The 18,860-nt window shown below is 68.0% G+C and carries 14 protein-coding genes; 4 read left to right on the top strand and 10 right to left on the bottom strand.

Translation table 11 applies throughout. The features are described 5' to 3' along the window. The first annotated feature begins 62 nt into the window (after positions 1-62). From HLH27_RS00620 to HLH27_RS00610, 3 genes are all read left to right on the top strand, one after another. A complete protein-coding gene (locus HLH27_RS00620; protein WP_182947180.1) occupies positions 63-1,454 on the top strand; it encodes a sugar porter family MFS transporter in 1,392 nt (463 codons plus the stop codon). Between the two features lie 95 nt (positions 1,455-1,549). After that, complete coding sequence (locus HLH27_RS00615) at positions 1,550-2,695, top strand: aminotransferase class I/II-fold pyridoxal phosphate-dependent enzyme (protein ID WP_182947179.1); 1,146 nt, start codon at positions 1,550-1,552, stop codon at positions 2,693-2,695. A gap of 62 nt (positions 2,696-2,757) precedes the next feature. Then, positions 2,758-3,735, top strand: coding sequence for an aspartyl protease family protein (locus tag HLH27_RS00610; RefSeq protein WP_182947178.1), 978 nt, complete (start codon positions 2,758-2,760; stop codon positions 3,733-3,735). On the opposite strand, the gene gluP is transcribed toward HLH27_RS00610, so the two are convergent. Together gluP and HLH27_RS00600 are read right to left on the bottom strand one after the other, a co-directional pair. Beyond that, positions 3,674-5,290 carry a glucose/galactose MFS transporter gene (gene gluP / locus HLH27_RS00605; protein WP_246375241.1) on the bottom strand — a complete coding sequence of 539 codons (1,617 nt, stop codon included), beginning with the start codon at positions 5,288-5,290 and terminating at the stop codon, positions 3,674-3,676. The genes HLH27_RS00610 and gluP overlap by 62 nt on opposite strands. Before the next feature lie 174 nt (positions 5,291-5,464). Next, on the bottom strand, positions 5,465-6,121 hold the full coding sequence (locus HLH27_RS00600) for a LysE/ArgO family amino acid transporter (protein WP_182947177.1): 657 nt from the start codon (positions 6,119-6,121) through the stop codon (positions 5,465-5,467). Between the two features lie 75 nt (positions 6,122-6,196). Here HLH27_RS00600 and HLH27_RS00595 point away from each other — a divergent pair, with 75 nt between their 5' ends. Beyond that, positions 6,197-7,093 carry a LysR family transcriptional regulator ArgP gene (locus HLH27_RS00595; protein ID WP_182947176.1) on the top strand — a complete coding sequence of 299 codons (897 nt, stop codon included), beginning with the start codon at positions 6,197-6,199 and terminating at the stop codon, positions 7,091-7,093. Positions 7,094-7,140: 47 nt separating this feature from the next. On the opposite strand, the gene HLH27_RS00590 is transcribed toward HLH27_RS00595, so the two are convergent. The 8 genes from HLH27_RS00590 to mtnC all read right to left on the bottom strand — a co-directional run bounded on the left by HLH27_RS00590 (position 7,141) and on the right by mtnC (position 18,849). Further along, positions 7,141-8,847 (bottom strand): methyl-accepting chemotaxis protein, encoded by a 1,707-nt coding sequence (locus HLH27_RS00590; RefSeq protein WP_182947175.1) that lies wholly within the window; start codon positions 8,845-8,847, stop codon positions 7,141-7,143. 523 nt (positions 8,848-9,370) lie between these two features. Continuing rightward, positions 9,371-10,879, bottom strand: coding sequence for an NADH-quinone oxidoreductase subunit M (locus HLH27_RS00585; protein ID WP_182947174.1), 1,509 nt, complete (start codon positions 10,877-10,879; stop codon positions 9,371-9,373). Between the two features lie 179 nt (positions 10,880-11,058). Further along, on the bottom strand, positions 11,059-12,942 hold the full coding sequence (gene mutL / locus HLH27_RS00580) for a DNA mismatch repair endonuclease MutL (RefSeq protein WP_182947173.1): 1,884 nt from the start codon (positions 12,940-12,942) through the stop codon (positions 11,059-11,061). 144 nt (positions 12,943-13,086) lie between these two features. Beyond that, a complete protein-coding gene (locus tag HLH27_RS00575; protein WP_182947172.1) occupies positions 13,087-13,614 on the bottom strand; it encodes a DUF3035 domain-containing protein in 528 nt (175 codons plus the stop codon). Between the two features lie 10 nt (positions 13,615-13,624). Further along, a complete protein-coding gene (lspA, locus tag HLH27_RS00570) occupies positions 13,625-14,161 on the bottom strand; it encodes a signal peptidase II (protein WP_182947171.1) in 537 nt (178 codons plus the stop codon). Beyond that, on the bottom strand, positions 14,158-17,055 hold the full coding sequence (ileS, locus tag HLH27_RS00565) for an isoleucine--tRNA ligase (protein WP_182947170.1): 2,898 nt from the start codon (positions 17,053-17,055) through the stop codon (positions 14,158-14,160). Before ileS ends, lspA begins: the two co-directional genes overlap by 4 nt. A gap of 133 nt (positions 17,056-17,188) precedes the next feature. Then, entirely contained in the window at positions 17,189-18,136 is a 948-nt protein-coding gene (locus HLH27_RS00560) for a bifunctional riboflavin kinase/FAD synthetase (protein ID WP_182947169.1), read from the bottom strand. Next, positions 18,133-18,849 (bottom strand): acireductone synthase, encoded by a 717-nt coding sequence (gene mtnC / locus HLH27_RS00555; protein WP_338029805.1) that lies wholly within the window; start codon positions 18,847-18,849, stop codon positions 18,133-18,135. The genes HLH27_RS00560 and mtnC overlap by 4 nt, the downstream gene beginning before the upstream one ends. Positions 18,850-18,860: the final 11 nt, after the last annotated feature.

Genomic DNA, 18,860 nt, shown 5'->3' with positions numbered 1-18,860 from the left:
TTTTTGCATCGGATTCCCTGCTTTTCTTTGATTTTTCCGAATTCGCTTCATAAAATAATTGAATGAATGAAAAAGAAAATCCGCAGGCAAAGCTGCTCATCGACGTCATCGCGGGCATTTCCGCCGCTGGCGGCCTCCTGTTCGGCTACGACACCGGCATCATCTCGGCGGCCCTGCTGCAGATCACCCCGCAATTCCATCTCGATATCGGCGGGCAGCAGATCGTCACCTCGGCCATCATCGCCGGCGCGCTGGTGGGGTGCCTGGGGGCGGCGCCGCTGTCCGACCGCTGCGGGCGCCGGCGTACCGTGATGGTGGCGGCCGCCATCTTCATCATCGGCACGCTCGTGGCCGCGCTGGCCGACGGCACGCGAATGCTCACCGTGGCCCGCTTCGTGCTGGGCCTGGCGGTGGGGGCGGCCTCGCAGATCGTACCGCTCTATATTTCCGAACTGGCACCCGCCCACCGGCGCGGGCGCCTGGTGGGGCTGTTCCAGCTCGCGGTGGTCTCCGGGATCCTGGTCTCGTTCATCGCCGGCTACCTGCTGCGTCACGAAAGCTGGCGCCTCATGTTCGGGCTCGGGATCATTCCCGCCGTGATCCTGCTGCTGGGCATGGCATTCCTGCCCAACAGTCCGCGCTGGCTGGCCATGCGGGGCGATTTCGAAGGGGCGCGAACTGTCCTGCGCCGGGTCCGCTCCAGCCACCACACGGCCGAGGAGGAACTGCAAAGCATCATCGACGCGCATGACCATCAGGCCCCGTGGTCGGAACTCGGCCGCCCGTGGATTCGCCCCGCCCTGGTGGCCGCGATCGGCGTCGCCCTGCTCTGCCAGCTCAGCGGCATCAATGCCGTCCTCTATTACGCCCCCACCATCTTCTCCGGCGCCGGGTTCGGCGAGGGCTCGGCGCTCCTCACCTCGGTCGCGGTCGGGGTGGCCATCATCGTGGCGACGCTGTTCGGCAACTGGGCGGTCGAGGCCATCGGAAGGCGCGCCCTGCTGCTGTGGTTCCTCCCCGGGGCCAGCCTGTGCCTGCTGGCCCTGGCCGAGCTGTTCCACAGCCAGGCCGCGGGTACGCCCCATCCCCTGCTGATGGTGGCGGCCCTGCTGGGCTATGCGGTACTGAATGTCGGCAGCCTGTCGGTCACGATCTGGATCATCGGAGCCGAGGTCTTTCCGCTGTCGGTGCGCGGCAAGGGCATGGGCCTGGTGGCGGCCGCCCATTGGGCCGCCGACCTGCTGATCTCCCTGACGACGCTGTCGATGGTCCAGGGCTTCGGCGCAGGCGGCACCTTCCTGCTGTTCGGGCTGGTCAACGCCCTGGCCTTCCTCTTCGTGCTGCGCTTCGTCCCCGAAACGCGCGGCCTGTCGCTCGAGGAAATCGAAGGCCGGCTGCGTGCCGGCATCTTCCTGCGCACCGCGGACGGTCGCGGGCTGGGCCGGGCACGCTAGAGGCCCGGCCGAACAGGCGCACGACAGCTTGCCGGGGGCCGGCATGGCGATTATGCCCACAAGGGTCGCCCTGCCACCCGGACGAGGCCTGCCCGATGACTATCCCCCGCATCGATCCTTTCCATGCCGTCGGGCTCAGCACCCTGGCCCACCAGATGGCGGCGGAAGGGCGCGATATCGTGCATATGGAATTCGGCCAGCCCTCGACCGGCGCGCCGAAGGCAGCGATCGCCGAGGCCCATCGCATCCTCGACAGCGACGCCATGGGCTACTGGGAAAGCGCGCCGCTGAAGGCCCGCATCGCCCGCCATTATCTGGAAACCTATGGCGCGACCGTCCAGCCCGACCAGATCTGGCTGACCTGCGGGGCCTCGCCGGCCTTCGTCCTGGCGCTGAACAGCGCCTTCGGGCCCGGCGCGCGGGTCGCGCTGGCCCGCCCGGGCTATGTCGCCTACCGCAACACATTGCGCGCCCTGTATATGGAACCGGTCGAGATCGCCTGCGGCCCCGCCGAACGCTTCCAGCTTTCGGCCGCCGCCATCGCGGCGCTGGACCCGCCGCCCGACGGCGTCATCCTCGCCAGCCCGGCCAACCCCACCGGCACGATCCTGTCGGACGCCGAATTGCGGGCCATCGTCGATATCTGTCGCGAACGCGGCATCCGCATTGTCTCGGACGAGATCTATCACGGGCTCAGCTATATCGGGCCGGTCCGCTCGATCCTGCAGGACGAGCCCGAGGCGCTGGTGGTCAACAGCTTCTCGAAATATTTCAGCATGGCCGGCTGGCGCCTGGGCTGGCTGGTCGCGCCCCCCTCGCTGGTCGAGGCGGTGCAGGCGCGCGTGGGCAGCATGTTCCTGACCCCGCCCTCCCTCAGCCAGCATGCCGGCCTGGTGGCCTTCGACTGCCGCGAGGAACTGGAGGGCCATGTCCGCATGTACCGCCACAACCGAGACCTGCTGCTGGAACGGCTGCCGGAACTGGGGATCGAACGCATTGCCCCGCCCGACGGCGCCTTCTACATCTATGCCGATATCGGGCACCTGACGAATGACAGCCTGGCCTTCTGCGCCCGGCTACTGGCCGACACCGGCGTGGCCACCGCGCCCGGGCTGGATTTCGACCCCGTCGAAGGCAATCGCTTCATGCGCTTCAGCTTCGCGGTCTCGACCGAGCGGCTGGAAGAGGCCCTGCGGCGCATGGTCCCCTGGTTCGCCCGGGCAGGCAATGCGGAACGCTGAAGGCGCAGCCCGTCCCGATTGGCGCCTTGTCAGGATTTCACGGCGCGTCCTAACCTGACCGCATGTTCCGATCCCTGCGTGGGCTGCTGCTCTGCACCCCTTTCGTCCTCAGCGCCTGCGCCGATGACGGCGCCTGCACCATCGCTTCGGTCGGCGACCTGAACGTCCTGAACACGCAGGGCTCGCCCATCGTCAAGGCGACCCTCAACGGCCATCCGGTGGCGCTCATCGTCGATACCGGCGCCGTCATCACCAGCATCTGGCCGCAGCAGATCGACAGGCTGGGGCTGGAGGCCAGTTCCCGGCAGGTCCACCTCCGCGGCGTCGGCGGCGAGACCACGGGCACGATCGTCACGGCCCACACCCTCGGCCTGGGCAGCGCGACCGCGTCGGACGTATCGTTCGTCTCCGTGGGCACGCTGCTGGACGGCCACATGATCGGCGACCGCCCCATTGTCGGGCTGCTGGGGGCCGACTTCCTGTCCAATTACGATGTCGTCTTCGACCTGCCGAACCATCGGGTCAATCTGTACGACGTCCATGGCTGCAAGGGCGCCATCCCGCACTGGACCGGGGCCTATTATAAGGTCCCCATCAATCATGACGGCTGGGACCAGACCAAGATCATCGTCCACGTCACGCTGAACGGCCATGGCATGGACGCGATTCTCGACAGCGGCGCGCATCGAACGCTGATTTCCACCGACGATGCCGCCGCGGCAGGCGTCAGGACATCCGACCTCACCGGCGACCGCAAAGGCGTCGGCTACGGAATCGACGACGAAAAAGGCACCCGGTTCCTGCACCGGTTCGACAGTCTGGAACTCGGGCCCTTCCGCTTCTCCAATCCCGTCCTGACGGTGGGCCAGACCGACCACAGCCTGCTGGGCGCGGAATTCTTCCGCCGCCACCGGGTCTGGATTCCCAGGGCCCGGGACGCGCTCTTCGTCCAGCCGGTCGCCCCGTTCTATCGGGAGGTCACGCCACCGCCGCCGCCCGGCGGTCATGACGCAACATCAGGCCGCAATAAACCAGAATGACCAGATAGGCCGGCGCCGCGACCGCAACGAAGGCCGCATGCGCCCCGCTCAGTCGCGCCAGATGCACAAAGACCTGCGGCAGCACGCCGCCGCCGCAGAATGCCATGACCAGCAACGACGCGGCATGGTCGGCATACCGCCCCATCGCCCGCATCACCACCGGGAACAGCGCCGGCATGATCATCGCATTGGCAAAGCCGAGCAGCGCCACGCACAATACCGAAGGCAGCCCCGTCGTCATCCACGCCGCCCCGCACAGGCCCAGCCCCATGGCGCACGACAACGCCATGTAGCGCAATTGCGAGACCAGGCGCGGCACCACCAGCATGCCGGCCAGATATCCCGCCAGCATCGCCGCCAGGGTCACGGCGGTAAAATATTTGGTCACATCCAGCGACAGGCCGAAGGACCGGCCATACAGGCCGATCGCATCCCCGGCCATGACCTCCACCCCGACATACAGAAAGGTGCTGAATACGCCGAGCGCCAGCAGAAACAGGCCGCCATCGCGGGCGTCTTCCGGCCCGGATACCTCCGGCCCGATCGCGATCTCCGGCAGGCGCGAGCGCAGGATCCACACCGCCATCACCATCAGCAGCACGGCCATGGACAGATAGGGCACATGCACCGCGCGGGTGAAATGCACCAGCACGGCATCCCGCGCCGCCGCCGAGGGCGCGGCCTGCACCAGCGTCGCGATGCCGCCGATATCGCGCATCACCAGCGCGGCAAAGACCAGCGGCGCCAGGATGCCGGCAAACTTGTTCGCGGTCCCCATGATCGCGATCCGCTGCGCCGCGCGCTCATGCGGCCCCAGCAGCGTGACATAGGGGTTGACCGTCACCTGCAACAGCGACAGGCCGGCCCCGATCACACCCAACCCTGCCAGCGCGCCGGGATACCAGCGCCCGGTCACGCATTCCCCGAACAGCGCCGTGCCGGCCGCCATCACCATCAGCGCGATCGCCATGCCGGCCTTCAGCCCGGTCCGGCGCGCCAGCAGCGTGGCCGGCAGGGGAAACACGAAATAGGCCAGATAGAAGCATGAAGGGACAAGAAAGGCCGCGACGTCGCTGAGGCTGAAGGCAAGCTGCACGAACGTGATCAGCGGCCCGTTCAGCCAGGTGACGAACCCGATGCTGAAGAACAGCAGCGCCATGATGACGACCGGCCGCCAGCCATAGGTCCCAGCCGGACCGGTGGCGACAGCCGTCTCCATGCCGGCCCCGGCACCGCTCACAATCGCCCCGTCCCGCATCGCATCCGCCAACGCGGCATTGCCGCTGTCACGCGTCGTCACCACCCCAGCGCCACCTCCAGCCCCCTCCGTCTTCGCCGCGCAGACCACGAGGAAGACAGCCAGGAGGACGGGAATGATGACGATTTCGGCAAAAACCACAATGACGGAATGCACGAGGACCCGCAGCACCGAAACGGCCAGGACCGTCCCGAAAAACAGCAGAAGCGTCACCCAGCCCTGCCATGCGATGGGCAGGCCCGAACCCACCCCATAACGCCGCGCGGCAAACCACGGCCCCGATGGCTGGACAGGCATCCGTGCGCACTCCCCGTCACAGGACGATCATGCAGCGATCGGAGCACAGAATGATCGCGCCTGACCAGCCCGAAGAGCATGGAAACAGGCGTGGAGCGGCCTATGTGGCCGTGAGCACCGGCGCGCAGGAAACGCGCGCCGGATCGCCGCCAGACCGCATTTACGGGCAGGCTCTCAGAGCCAGTGCCACGTGGCCAGATACGGCGCCGCGCCGCCAAGCCCGCGCACCGCCAGCATGCCGGCCAGCCCTAGCATCACCGCCGCCACGATCCCGTCCAGCACCCGCCACGCGGCCGGGCGGGCAAAGATCGGGCGCAGCAGGCGCGCTCCGAATCCCAGGCCGGTGAACCACAGCACGCTGGCCGTCGCCGCCCCGGCCACGAACAGCGGCCGCGCCGCCCCCGGCAGGCCGCCGCCCACCGCTCCCATCAGCAGCACGGTGTCCAGATAGACATGCGGATTCAGGTACGTGAACGCCGCCGCACGCCCCAGCGTACCGGCCAGGCTGTCCGTCCCGCCGCCCCCATCGGCCACCATCGCGGCGGGGGCAAACGCGCGCCGCAGCGCGCCAAGCCCGTACCACGCCAGAAACACCGCGCCGCCCAGCGACATGACCCAGATCAGCGCGGGCATTTTCTGCACGATCACGCCCATCCCCAGCACACCGGCCGAAACCAGCAACACGTCGGACAGGGTACAGAACATCACCACGGGCATGACATGCCGCCGCAGCAATCCCTGACGCAGGACGAACAGGTTCTGGGCGCCGATGGCGACGATCAGGGCGGCCGCAAGGCCGAACCCGCTGGCAAAGCCGGAAGGAATCAACATGGCCGCTTCCATGCCGGTGGACGATCGCGTAATCCAGCTTAATTCTCTTCACCGGATTAAGAGAGGCTAAATCGGATGCTGGATTACGCCGCCCTGGCCGCCGTCGCCGCCGTCGCGCGCGAAGGCAGTTTCGACCGCGCGGCGGCGGCGCTGGGCGTCACGGCCTCGGCGGTGTCGCAGCGCGTGCGCACGCTGGAAGACCGCCTGGGCGCGGTGCTGATCGTCCGCGGCCAGCCCTGCGGCGTCACCACGATCGGCGCCCGGCTGTGCGCCCATGTCGAACGGGTCCGCCTGCTGGAGGGCGAGATGGCCTCCGCCCTGCCGGGACTGGCCAGCCAGATCGCCGAATCCGGGCCGCCGACGATCCGCGTCGCGGTCAATGCCGACAGCCTGGCCACCTGGTTCATTCCCGCCATCGCCGCCTTTGCCGGGCGGGGCGACCGTCTGGTCGACCTGGTGATCGCGGGCGAGGACCATACGGCCGAACGCCTGCGCTCGGGCGATGTGCTGGCCGCCGTCACTACCGACCACACGCCCGTCCAGGGATGCCGCACCGTTCCGCTGGGCGCCCTGCGCTATGCCGCCACGGCCTCGCCCGCCTTCGTGGCGCAGTGGTTTGCCAGGGGTGTCGACGCCGCATCCCTGGCGCGGGCCCCGGTCCTGCGCTTCGACCGGCGGGACGATCTGCACGCCCGCTGGGCCCGCACCCTGTTCGGGCACGAACCGGACATGCCCACCCACTGGATTCCCTCCACGCACGGCTTCATCGACGCCGCCCTGGCAGGAATGGGCTGGTGCATGAACCCTATTCCCCTGGTCGCCACGCACCTGCGAACCGGCGGCCTGATCAGCCTGACGCCGAATCACCATCTGGACGTGCCGCTCTACTGGCAGCATGCCCGCATCGGCACCCGCCTGCTGGACGCGCTGACGCGCGAGGTCGTCGCGGCGGCACAGGGCGGCCTGCTCTAGCTTCCCGCACGCCGGGAAACTCCTCCAGGACTCCCTCGGACAGGGCGCTAGGCTGCCGGCCGCGATTCCATGACGGGCAGCAGGGTCTCCAGAACCCGCGTCCGGTCCCTGGTCTCGAACTGGCCGATCAGCTTCATGAGTTCCTGGGCTTCATGGCCCAGGCTGGTGGACGAGGCCGTGGCCTCCTCGACCATCGCCGCGTTCTGCTGGGTCACCTGATCCAGTTGCGTCACCGCGGCGTTGACCTGCGCCAGCCCCATCGCCTGCTCCTGGGTCGACATGGCCATCTCGGCCACCAGCAGGTCGATCTGGGAGATCTTCGTCACGATCGCGCCCAGGACCTCCCCAGTCTCCTCGACCAGCTTCGCCCCGCGCCCGACCTGGGCGCCGGACCTGACAATCAGCCCCTTGATGTCCCTGGCAGCTTCCGCCGAACGTTGCGCCAGGGTACGCACTTCAGACGCAACCACCGCAAAGCCCCGCCCGGCATCGCCCGCACGCGCGGCCTCGACCCCGGCATTGAGCGCCAGCAGATTGGTCTGGAACGCGATCTGGTCGATCATGCCGATGATCTGGGAAATCTCCTGCGACGAGCCCCTGATCTCCCCCATCGCAACAATGGCCTCATGCACCACTTCGCCGGATTTCGTGGCATCGGCGCGCGCGGCCGAGGCCGAGGTGGACGCCTCCCTGGCACTCTCCGCACTCCGCGTCACCGCATTCGTGATTTCATCCAGGGTCGCCGCGGTCTGCTCCAGATTGGCGGCCTGGACCTCGGTCCGCCGGGCCAGGTCATTGGATGCCGAAGCGATCTCCTGCGCCCCGTTGCCGACACTGCCGGCCGAGGCCGAAATCGCCCCCATCGTGCTTTCCAGCGTCTCCATCGCGGCATTGAAGTCGCGACGCAGCTTCTCGTAGGCAGGGTCGATCGGCTTGACCAGACGATGGCTGAGCCTGTTGGCGGCCAGCTTGTCCAGCCCGTCGGCGACATCGTCCACGGCCTGGACCCGGCTGGTCACGTCGGTCGCAAACTTGACGACCTTCGTGACCCGTCCCCGATGGTCGAAAATCGGATTGTACGACGCCTGAAGCCAGACGACCTTGCCGTCCTTGCCGATGCGCTTGAATTCGGCCGAAACATATTCGCCCGCTCTCATCTTCTCCCAGAAGGCCGTATATGCCGGCGAACGGGCGAGATCCTGCTCGACGAACATCCGGTGATGCCGGCCCTGGATCTCGTCGAGGCGATACGACATGGATTCGAGGAAATGATCGTTCGCATCCAGGATCTCGCCATCCGGCGTAAACTCGATGATCGCCTGGGCGCGGGACACGGCATCCATCTTGCCCTTGAAATCGGCGGCCCGCATCGCCTCGTCGGTCACGACGACCGCGACCTTGACGACCTTGTACGGCTTTCCGAAAAAATTGCGCACAGGGTTGTAGGATGCCTGGATAAAGACCTCTCTCCCGTCCTTTCCAATGCGCACATAGTCCCTGGCATCGAATTCGCCACGCCGCAGCTTGTCCCAGAAAGCCGCATATTCGGGGCTGCGGGCATAGGCCGGGTCGACAAAAATGCTATGAGGCCGCCCCCGGAGTTCCTCCGGCCGATAGCCCAGCGCCTCACAGAAATTCCTGTTCGCGGTCAGTATCCGCCCCGCCAGATCGAACTCGATGATCGCCAGCGACCGATCGAGGGCGGCAAGCGTCGCCCCCGCATCCCCCAGACTACGTTTCAGAAAGCCGAACATTCATACCGCTTCCTCTACCCCGATCAGATCAGACCAGTTCATACCCAAAGCCGCCCGAAAACCAGGACCGAGGCTGCCGACAAAGCCGGTTCCGGATCGAATCCGGAATGTAACCCGGCAGGCCGGTCCGCGGACCATCCTCGACAGTCGCAGTCGCGCAGGCACCCGGCCCCCTGCCTTCAGCCCGCTCGGGACCTGCGCAGCAACCCCGCACCGCCGCCGGCCCGGGCACCCGGAAGCTCGACGATCTTCTCCCTCGCAAGGACACCAGATCGACGGCAGACAGCCCCGTCGCTCCCCGCGCGCGCTCCCAAAAACGATTGATTATCGATATCAATAACGGCGCTATATCGCAAGAGCGTGAACGGAGTCCATTGCGCTATCGTCACGGGACATCATCCGGCCGCTCGTTCGCCGGGGCACCACCGCCCCCTCGAACGAAACACGGCGCGGCGGAAATCCGCCACGCCCTGTACGCCACCCAGCCTTCAGGATGGATCAGCAAACAAGAAAGGTCAGCCGGTCAGCGGGCCGCCAGATGCACCGGCGCCGCGGCCGCCTGGGCCTGGGGGGCCGAGACGGCATTGACGACCGCCGGGTCGAACACCCGCAGGAAGCTGGTCGGATGAATACCCATCCACAGCGTGACCAGCGCGCACGGAACCAGCACCGCCAGTTCCGGCCCGGTCAGGTCACGCAGCATCGCCACCACCCCGCGCCCGGGCGCACCGAACATCACCCGGCGATAAAGCACCAGCATGTAGACCGCGCCCAGGATCATGCTGCTGCCCGCCAGGAACGCGATCCAGAACGAGACATGGATCGCCCCCACCATCACCAGCCATTCGCCGACGAAGGCACCGGTGCCCGGCAGGCCGATATTGGCCATGACGAACAGCATGCCCAGCGTCGCCAGCACCGGCATCTTGTGCGCAACGCCCGAGAACGCGTCGATCGACCGCGTCTCGGCCCGCCACGACACGGCAGCCACGCAGAAGAACAGCGCGGTGATGATCACCCCGTGCGACAACATCTGGAAGATCGCACCGTCGATGCCCTCGGGCGTCAGGGTAAACAGCCCGACCGCGATCACCCCCATGTGCGAGAACGAGGAATAGGCGATCAACCGCTTCATGTCCGTCTGCGCCAGCGCGACGATGGCGGCGTAGATGACGGCGATCACGCCCAGCGTCAGCACATAGGGCGCGAACAGCCGGGCCGCGTCGGGGAACATCAGCACCCCGAAACGCAGCAACCCGTATGCACCGGCCTTGGACAGCACGCCCGACAGCAGCGCCGTCGTCGGGGTCGGGGCCTCGGTATAGGCATCCGGCAGCCACGCATGCAGCGGGAACAGCGGCAGCTTCACCCCGAAGGCCAGGATAAAGCCCAGCAGCAGCCAGCACTGCATGGCGGGCGCGAAATTCGCGTGCATCAGCACGGGAATGTCGGTGGTCCCCGTCATGGTCCACATCGCCAGCAGCGCCAGCAGCATGAACAGCGAACCGCCGAAGGTGAACAGGAAGAACTGCATCGAGGCCCAGACCCGTTTCGGGCCGCCCCACACGCCGATCATCAGGCTGCCCGGGATCAGCGTCGCCTCGTAGAACACGTAGAAGAGAACCAGGTCCAGCGCCGAAAACAGGCCGACCAACGTGGTTTCCAGCAGCAGCAGCGCGACCATGTAGTCGCGCACCCTCGTCGTCACCAGCTTCCAGCCGCCGATCACCGCCAGCGGGGTCAGGAAGGTCGAGAGCAGCACGAACAGCAGGCTGATCCCGTCGACCCCGGTATGGTACGACACGCCGAACGAGGCCGCCCAGTCCGCCTGCTGCACGAACTGGAAGCCCGGCACCTGCGGATCGAATTCGGCCCAGATCACCACCGACAGCGCAAAGACCAGCAGGCTGGTCCACAGGGCCACCCATCGCGATGCGGTCTCGATCGCCTCGGAGGTGCCGCGCATCAGGAAGATGGCAAGCGCGCCGCCCAGCGGCAGATACGTGACCAGGGAGAGCAGGATGGGATGCACGTCGGTCTCATCGTCCGTGAAAGATGGCGAAGCCTATCCCCGTTCCGGCACCGAGACCAGCCACGCACCGCTCACGTTCTCCCGAGCAGCATCGGTTTTCAGCGCTTTACGCAACCCGGGCCCCGCGCTGACGTTGAAGCAGCCCCGCGTTTTCCACCCGTCGCGGCCCGGCGCGCCGCCTATCGCCGGCCGAACAGGCTCTCCAGGTCCGCGCGGCTCAGCTTCAGCCAGGTCGGCCGCCCGTGCGAACAGGTGCCGGCGCGCGGGGTCCGTTCCATGTCGCGCAGCAGCGCGTCCATCTCCGCCCGCGTCAGGCTCCGCCCGGCCCGGACGCTGCCATGACAGGCCATGCGGGCCAGGATGGCATCCAGCCGCCCGTCCAGCGCCTGGACCTCGTCCGGTCCGGCCAGATCGTCCTCGGCCATTTCCTCGGCCATGTCGCGCAGCAGCCCGGCCGGATCGTCGGTGCCCAGCAGCGCCGGCAGTGCTCGCACCAGCACCGCATCGCCGCCGAACGGCTCGATCTCCACCCCCAGGGCCGACAGCGTCCCGGCACGCGAAAGCACCGCCTCCGCCCCGCCGCGCGGCAGCGTCACCACTTCGGGCAGCAGCAGGCGCTGGGCACGCAGGGTCCCGTCCAGGTACTGGGCGCGCAGCCGCTCGTGCGTCAGCCGTTCGTGCGCGGCATGCTGGTCCACCAGCACCAGCGCCCCGTCACCCGACACCGCGATCACATAGGTGCCCATCACCTGCGCCACCGGCGCGCCCAGCGGATAATCCGCCGGATCGGCCAGCACGGCCCGATCCTCCACCGCCGCCGGGCCGGCGCCCTTCCCCGATGGAGGCGGCGCAACCGGCAAGGCTGCGTCCAGCACGCGCGCCGCCGGCCGGTCGCCCAGATCGAGTCGCGCGCCCGAGAACCCCGCCGGCCCCGGCGCCGCAAACACCGGCACCCCCGGCCGCGCAGGCGCGGGATCGGCCGGCGGATACCAGATCCGCGCCGGCGCCGACGGCCGTGACTGCAACAGTCCCGGCCGTACCCCGGCCACGCCCGCGCCTCCGCCCAGCGCACGGCCCAGCGCCCCGATCACCAGTCCGCGCACGGCGGCCGGGTCGGCAAAACGCAACTCGGTCTTGGCCGGGTGGACGTTCACATCGACCATGTCGGGCGGAATGGTCAGCGACAGCGCCACTACCGCATGCCGCCCATGCTCGATCACATGCCGGTAGCCGACACGCACCGCCGTGCGCAGCACCGGATCGACCACCGGCCGGCCATTGACCAGCAGGATCTGCCCGGCAGCCGTCGCCCGATGCACCGACGGGCCGCAGGCAAAACCGGTCAGCACCAGGTCGCCCTTCACGCCCTCGACCGCCAGCATCCCGTCCGCGCCCTCGGTCTCCAGGATCGCCGCCACCCGGTCCGCCATGTCCTGCGCCGGCAGGTCGAACACCACCCGGTCGTCCAGTTGCAGGCGAAAGGCGACATGCGGCACCGATAGCGCCAGCCGGCGCACCGTAATGTCGGCATGGCCGCCCTCGACCCGGGGGCTCTTGAGGAATTTGCGCCGCGCGGGCGTGGCAAAGAACATGTCCTCCACCACCACGCGGGTCCCGGCCGTGCCGGCGCAGGGCGCGGGCGTGCCCACCACCCCGCCTTCCACCGTCACCCGCCACGCACTGTCGGCCCCATGCGGGCGCGACGTCACCGCCAGCCGCGCCGCCGCCCCGATCGAGGGCAGCGCCTCGCCCCGAAAGCCCAGGGTTTCGATCCGCACCAGCGTCTCGTCGCGCAGTTTCGACGTGCAATGCCGCTCGACCGCCAGCATCAGGTCGTCCGGCGTCATCCCGCACCCGTCATCGACGACTTCGATGCGGTTGATCCCGCCCTGTTCCAGCAGGATCGCGATCCGCCGCGCGCCGGAATCGATTGCGTTCTCGACCAGTTCCTTCAACGCGGCGGCGGGGCGTTCGATGACCTCGCCCGCCGCGATGCGGTTGACCACCTGTTCCGACAGACGCCGGATCACCGGTCGGGCGGGCAGGCTGGACGAATCACTCATGCGATCAGGCTAGACCATCCGCCCCAGCGGGACGAAGTCCTTTTCAGTGAGGGGACAGGGCGGAGCCAGGGCCAAATGAAAAAGGACCGGCCACGGCCGGTCCCCTGTCCATCCCGGCCGGCTGACCGGCCGGAGCATCCGGTCCTACTTGCCGGGGGCCGTGCTCTTGACGGTCGGCGTGGCGCCCTGGGTCGGGCTGTTGCCCAGCGCCGCGTTCTGGCGCAGACGGCGATTCTCGGCCTCGCCGTCCACCTCGCCGCCGGCTCCCCCGCCGTTCCAGAACATCAGCTGGTTGATAAAGCCCTGCCCCGCCTGGCCCAGCTCGCCCTTGTCGGAACTGTCCGAGGCCGCGTCGGCCTCGTTCACCAGCGCGGCCTGGCCCGCGCTGGGCGTGCCGTCGGCGCCCTGCAGCGCAACGTTGGGCGACAGGGTCTCAAGCGCCTGCAATCTCGGGCTCTCGTCCTGCGGCCGCGACGAATCGCTGTGCGGCACCGCCAGTTCCTGGGTCGGCGGCATCGACAGCGGGGCGCGCGTCGTCACCGTATACTCGTCCGGCGAATCGCGTTCCAGGCCGAAGGCCCGATTGAGGTCCGAGCCGGAGCAACCGGCAAGAAGGACTCCGCCCGACAGCAGAAGTGCGAACGGAACCAGACGAGGGAATAGGGGCGCCATGCTTCGCTTTCTACCGCTCCTGCCCGGTTCCGGCAAGGCCGCGCCGCTCGGTCAGGTTATCGAACAGCAAAATGGCGATGCCGCAATCGATCGCGGCATCGGCCAGGTTGAACACATAGAAACTATGCCCGTACGCATGCAGGTGCACGAAATCGACCACCGCGCCGTAATGCAGCCGGTCGATCACATTGCCGATCGCCCCGCCCATGACCGTACCCAGTCCCGCGGCCACCCAGGGCCGATTCGTCCGCGCCAGCCAGATCGTCAGCCCCAGCACCACCGCCAGCGCCATGACCGTGAAGACGACCCGCCCCATTCCCCCCAGGCCACCCAGCATGCCGAACGTGATGGCGTGGTTCCACACCATGGTCAGGCTGAAAAACGGCAGCACGGGAACCGAAACCCGGTCCGGCAGGTCCAGCCCGTGCAGAATCCAGTATTTGCTGCCCTGATCCAGCAGCAGGACGAACAGGAACAGCGCGGCACCGATGACACGGCACCGCAAGGCCGGCCGGGAAGCCCCGGCACCCAGCACGGCCTCGCTCATGCGCTGGCCCGCGCGTCGACGACCGCGACGCAGCGCAGGCACAGTTCGGGATGGGCGGCATGGCTTCCCACCTCGTCCAGCACCTTCCAGCAGCGGGCGCATTTATGCCCCGACGCCGCCGAGATCGACGGCACGCCATGGGCACCGACCGCCCCGCCGTCCCGCTCTTCCCCCTCGGCCCCGCCGGAGAGGAAGATCGACGCCGCCCCCGGTTCCACCGTGATCGACGCCTGCGACACGATGGCCAGCTCGCACCAGTCGACATCGGCGAAGCGCGCGGCCTCTTCCTCGGACAGTTTCAGGTCCAGCGCCGCCTGAAGCGACGACCCCACGATGCCGCCGCGCCGGGCCGCCTCGATCTCGGTCGTCACCACCCGGCGCACGCCCCGCAGCGTCGCCCAGCGATCGGCCAGGTCCGGGCGGATCCATTCCTCGGGCAGGGACGGGAAGGATTGCAGATGCACGCTCTCGGCCTCGCCGAACCGCGCCGTCCACGCTTCCTCGGCGGTAAAGACCAGCACCGGCGCCAGCCACGTGCACAGGCAGCGATGCAGATGGTCCAGCACCGTGCGGGCGGCCCGGCGGCGCAGGCTGTCCACACCGTCGCAATAGAGCGCATCCTTGCGCACGTCGAAATAGAAGGCCGACAGGTCGGTGGCGCAGAACCCGTGCACGGCGGCATAGACGCCGACCCATTCATGCGTCTCGACCGCGCGGCCGATCTGCGCACCCAGCTCGGTCAGGCGATGCAGCACCCACTGCTCCAGCTCGGGCATCTGCTCGTAGGGCACGCGCTCGGCATCGGCAAACCCGTCCAGCGCGCCCAGCAGCCAGCGCAGCGTGTTGCGCAGCCGGCGATAGAGCTCGCCCTGCTGCTTCAGGATCTCGTTGCCGATGCGCAGATCTTCGTTGGTGTCGGAATTCATCACCCACAGGCGCAGGATATCCGCACCCAGCGAGTCGTTCACATCCTGCGGCGCCACGACGTTGCCCAGCGACTTGGACATCTTGCGGCCCTGCTCGTCCAGCACGAAGCCGTTCGTCACCAGCGCCCGATAGGGCGCGATCCCGCGCGTGCCCACGCTTTCCAGCAGCGAGGACTGGAACCAGCCGCGATGCTGATCCGACCCTTCCAGATACAGATCGGCCGGGAACGGCATCCCGTCGCGCCCCAGCACGAAGGCATGGGTCGACCCGCTTTCGAACCACACATCGACGATATCGAACACCTGCTCGTAATCGTCGGGGTTGCGTCCATTGCCCAGGAAGCGGCTGGCCGGCGCGCTGTACCAGACATCCGCCCCCTCGGTGCGGAACGCGTCCACCACGCGCTGCATCACCGCCGGGTCGCGCAGCACCTCACCGCTCCGCTTCTCGACGAACACCGCGATCGGCACGCCCCAGGCCCGCTGGCGGCTGATGCACCAGTCCGGGCGCCCGGCCACCATCGAGGTCAGGCGATTGCGCGCCTGGGCGGGCACGAAGGTCACATCCTCCAGCGCGCGCAGGGCGCGGGCCCGCAACTGCCCCTCGCCATCCATGCGGATGAACCATTGCGGCGTGGCGCGATAGATCACCGGCGCGCGCGACCGCCAGGAATGCGGATAGGAATGGACCAGCGTCGACCGCGCAACCAGGCCGGCCGGCGCCGCGCCGGACTCGTTGGCCTGCACCATCGCCTGCGTCAGGGCCGCGCAGACCGGGTCGGCAGCCTTGAAGACATGGGTGCCGGCAAATTGCGGCACCCACTCGGCATAGCGCCCGTCATCCAGCACCAGTTCCGGCACCTCGACCCCGTTCGCCACCGACAGGGCGAAATCGTCCTCGCCATGCGCCGGCGCCATGTGGACCAGCCCGGTGCCGGCATCGGTGGTGACGAAATCCCCGCCCAGCAGCGGCACGTCGAAATCGTAGCCCGCGCCGCGCAGCGGATGGGCGCAGATCGCACCCGTCAGCGCCTCGCCCGGCAGGGTGTAGAGCACATAATGCTCGGTGATGCCGGCAGCGGCGCAGAACGGCGCGATCAGCGCCTCGGCCACCAGCAGGCGCGCGCCCGGCTCCAGCAGCGCGCTGTCGGTCACCCCGTCCACGCGCAGCACCGCATAGGTGATCTCGGGCCCGAAGGCGATGGCACGGTTGCCTGGGATGGTCCACGGCGTGGTCGTCCAGATGACGGCCGAGACATCCTGCAACGTGTGCGCGGGCGTGGGGTCGTGGATGAAGGGAAACGCGACATGGATCGTCGTCGATTCATGGTCGCGATATTCGATCTCGGCCTCGGCGAGGGCCGTCTTCTCCACCGGGCTCCACATCACCGGGCGCAGGCCGCGATACAGCAGCCCGTTCAGCAGAAAGCGGCCGATTTCCTCGGCGATCGTCGCTTCCGAGGAAAAATCCATCGTCGCATACCGCTCGTCCCACTCGGCCTGCACACCCAGGCGGCGGAATTCGGCAGCCTGGATGCCAACCCATTTCGCGGCATAGGCACGGCATTCGGCGCGGAACTGAAGAACCGGCACCGAATCCTTGTCGCGCCCCGACTTGCGATATTCCTCTTCGATCTTCCATTCGATCGGCAGGCCGTGGCAGTCCCAGCCCGGGCGGTAATGCACCGCGAAACCGGCCATGCGATGGGCGCGGTTGACCACATCCTTCAGGATCTTGTTCAGCGCGTGGCCGATATGCAGGTTGCCGTTCGCATAGGGCGGCCCGTCATGCAGCATGAAGGACGGCCGACCCTCGGCCTGCGCGCGCAGCAGCCGGTCCAGGCCGCTATCCGCCCAGTGCGCCAGAATCTCCGGCTCCCGCTTCGGCAGGCTGCCCCGCATGGGGAAGCTGGTTTTCGGCAGGAATACCGTATCCCGATAGAGATCCTGTGACTTCGACTCGGTCATGACCCTGAATTTCTGGCTGCTGGCGACAATGGACAAAGATGTGACGGGAGGATCATTCCCTCCCCTCGCGGCCCCAACCTTATGCGGAGCCACGCACCCGATGGTCAAGCACGGGGGTCAGGCGCGGGCAGGATCAGGCGCCCGCCCACGCCAAGCGGTCGAGGTAGGTCCGGGCCGTCGCCGCATCCTCGGCGATCTGCGCCTTCAGCGCATCCAGCCCGTCGAAACGACGCTCCTCGCGCAGCAAGGTATGCAGCGCCACCGACAGGGTCTGCCCGTACAGATCCCCCTCGAAATCCAGCAGATGCACTTCCAGCCGGCTTTCCTGCCCGTCGTTGATCGTCGGGCGGCGGCCGATATTGGCCACCCCCGGCCAGGCCTGCCCGCCCGGCAGCCGCACCGTCACGGCATAGACCCCGCGCGCGGGTTCCAGATGCCGGCCCAGCGGCACGTTGGCGGTCGGAAAGCCCAGCAGCCGGCCGCGTTTGTCGCCATGCTGCACCACGCCCCGGATCGCCCAGGGGCGTCCCAGCTCCTCGGCGGCGCGCTCGGGATAGCCATCCTGCAACAGCCGGCGAATGCGCGTCGAGGAATAGGGGCCACCCTTGTCGGCCAGGGCGGGCACCGTCGTCATCCCGATCCCCAGCTCCTCGGCCCGCTCGGCCAGGAACGCGGCATTGCCGCCCCGGCGATGACCGAAGGCGAAATCGGCGCCGCAGGCCACATGCTTCAGGCCCAGCCCCTCATCCAGCACCCCGGTCACGAACCGCTCGGCCGTCATGGCGCTGAAGGCGGCATCGAAGGGAATCTGGAAGACATGGCGCACACCCAGCGCCGAAAGCGCGGCCAGCCGCTCCTCGGCCAGGGTCAGGCGAAAGGGCGGGTCCTGCGGGCGGAACAGTTCGCGCGGATGGGGCTCGAACGTCACCACCGCCAGCCCCAGGTCGGGCCGCGCGGTATGCAGCGTATGCAGCAGATGGGCATGGCCCAGATGCACGCCGTCGAAATTGCCCAGCGCCGCCGCCATGCCCCGCGCCTCGTCGGGGATATGGCGCCAGCTCGTATGCAGATGCGCCTTCATGGCATGTCGGGCAGGGCGAACAGACGCGTCACATCGCCCAGCGTCATGGCCACCGGATGCGCATTGCCGGGGCTGGTGCCGTCCTCCGGCCGGGCGAGCTGGCAGGTCCACACCCCCGCCGCCGCCGCCGCATCCAGCTCGGCCACGATATCGGACAGGAACAGGGTACGCCCGGGCACCCAGTCGGCCTTGGACAGGATGATGCGATAACTGTCCGCCTCGCGCTTGCCGCCGATCCGCAGATCGTAGAACCCGTCGAAGAGGCTGCACACATCGCCCTCGGTCGTATGACCGTAGATCAGCCGCTGCGCCGCCTCGGACCCCGAGGAATAGACCGCCAGATGCACCCCGCCCGCATGCCAGGACCGCAGGGCCGGCAGCACGTCGGGATACAGCACCGCCTGCAACGCGCCGGTGCGATACCCTTCCTCCCAGGCCAGTCCCTGCAAGACTTTCAGCGGCCCGATCTTCTCGTCCCGGTCCATCCAGGCATTCAGCTGCTCCAGCGGGTCCACGCCGGGGGCCAGCGCCGCGATCTCGGCCACCGCCGCGCGCACGACCGGGTCGTTGGCGCGCTGGGCAAGCAGCCCGGGCATCGCCTTGCGGGCATAGGGAAAGAGAACCTTGTGCACGAAAGCGACCGGAATGGTCGTACCTTCGATATCCAGCAGGACGGAGTCGATTCCATCCGCGTGCGTTGCCGCTTCGGCCACCGTTATCCGCT

It is taken from the genome of Gluconacetobacter takamatsuzukensis (genome assembly GCF_014174275.1).
Taxonomy (GTDB): Bacteria; Pseudomonadota; Alphaproteobacteria; order Acetobacterales; family Acetobacteraceae; genus Gluconacetobacter; species Gluconacetobacter takamatsuzukensis.
The sequence above is the reverse complement of the archived record's forward strand: the minus strand, read 5'-3'. Positions and strand labels throughout refer to the sequence as shown.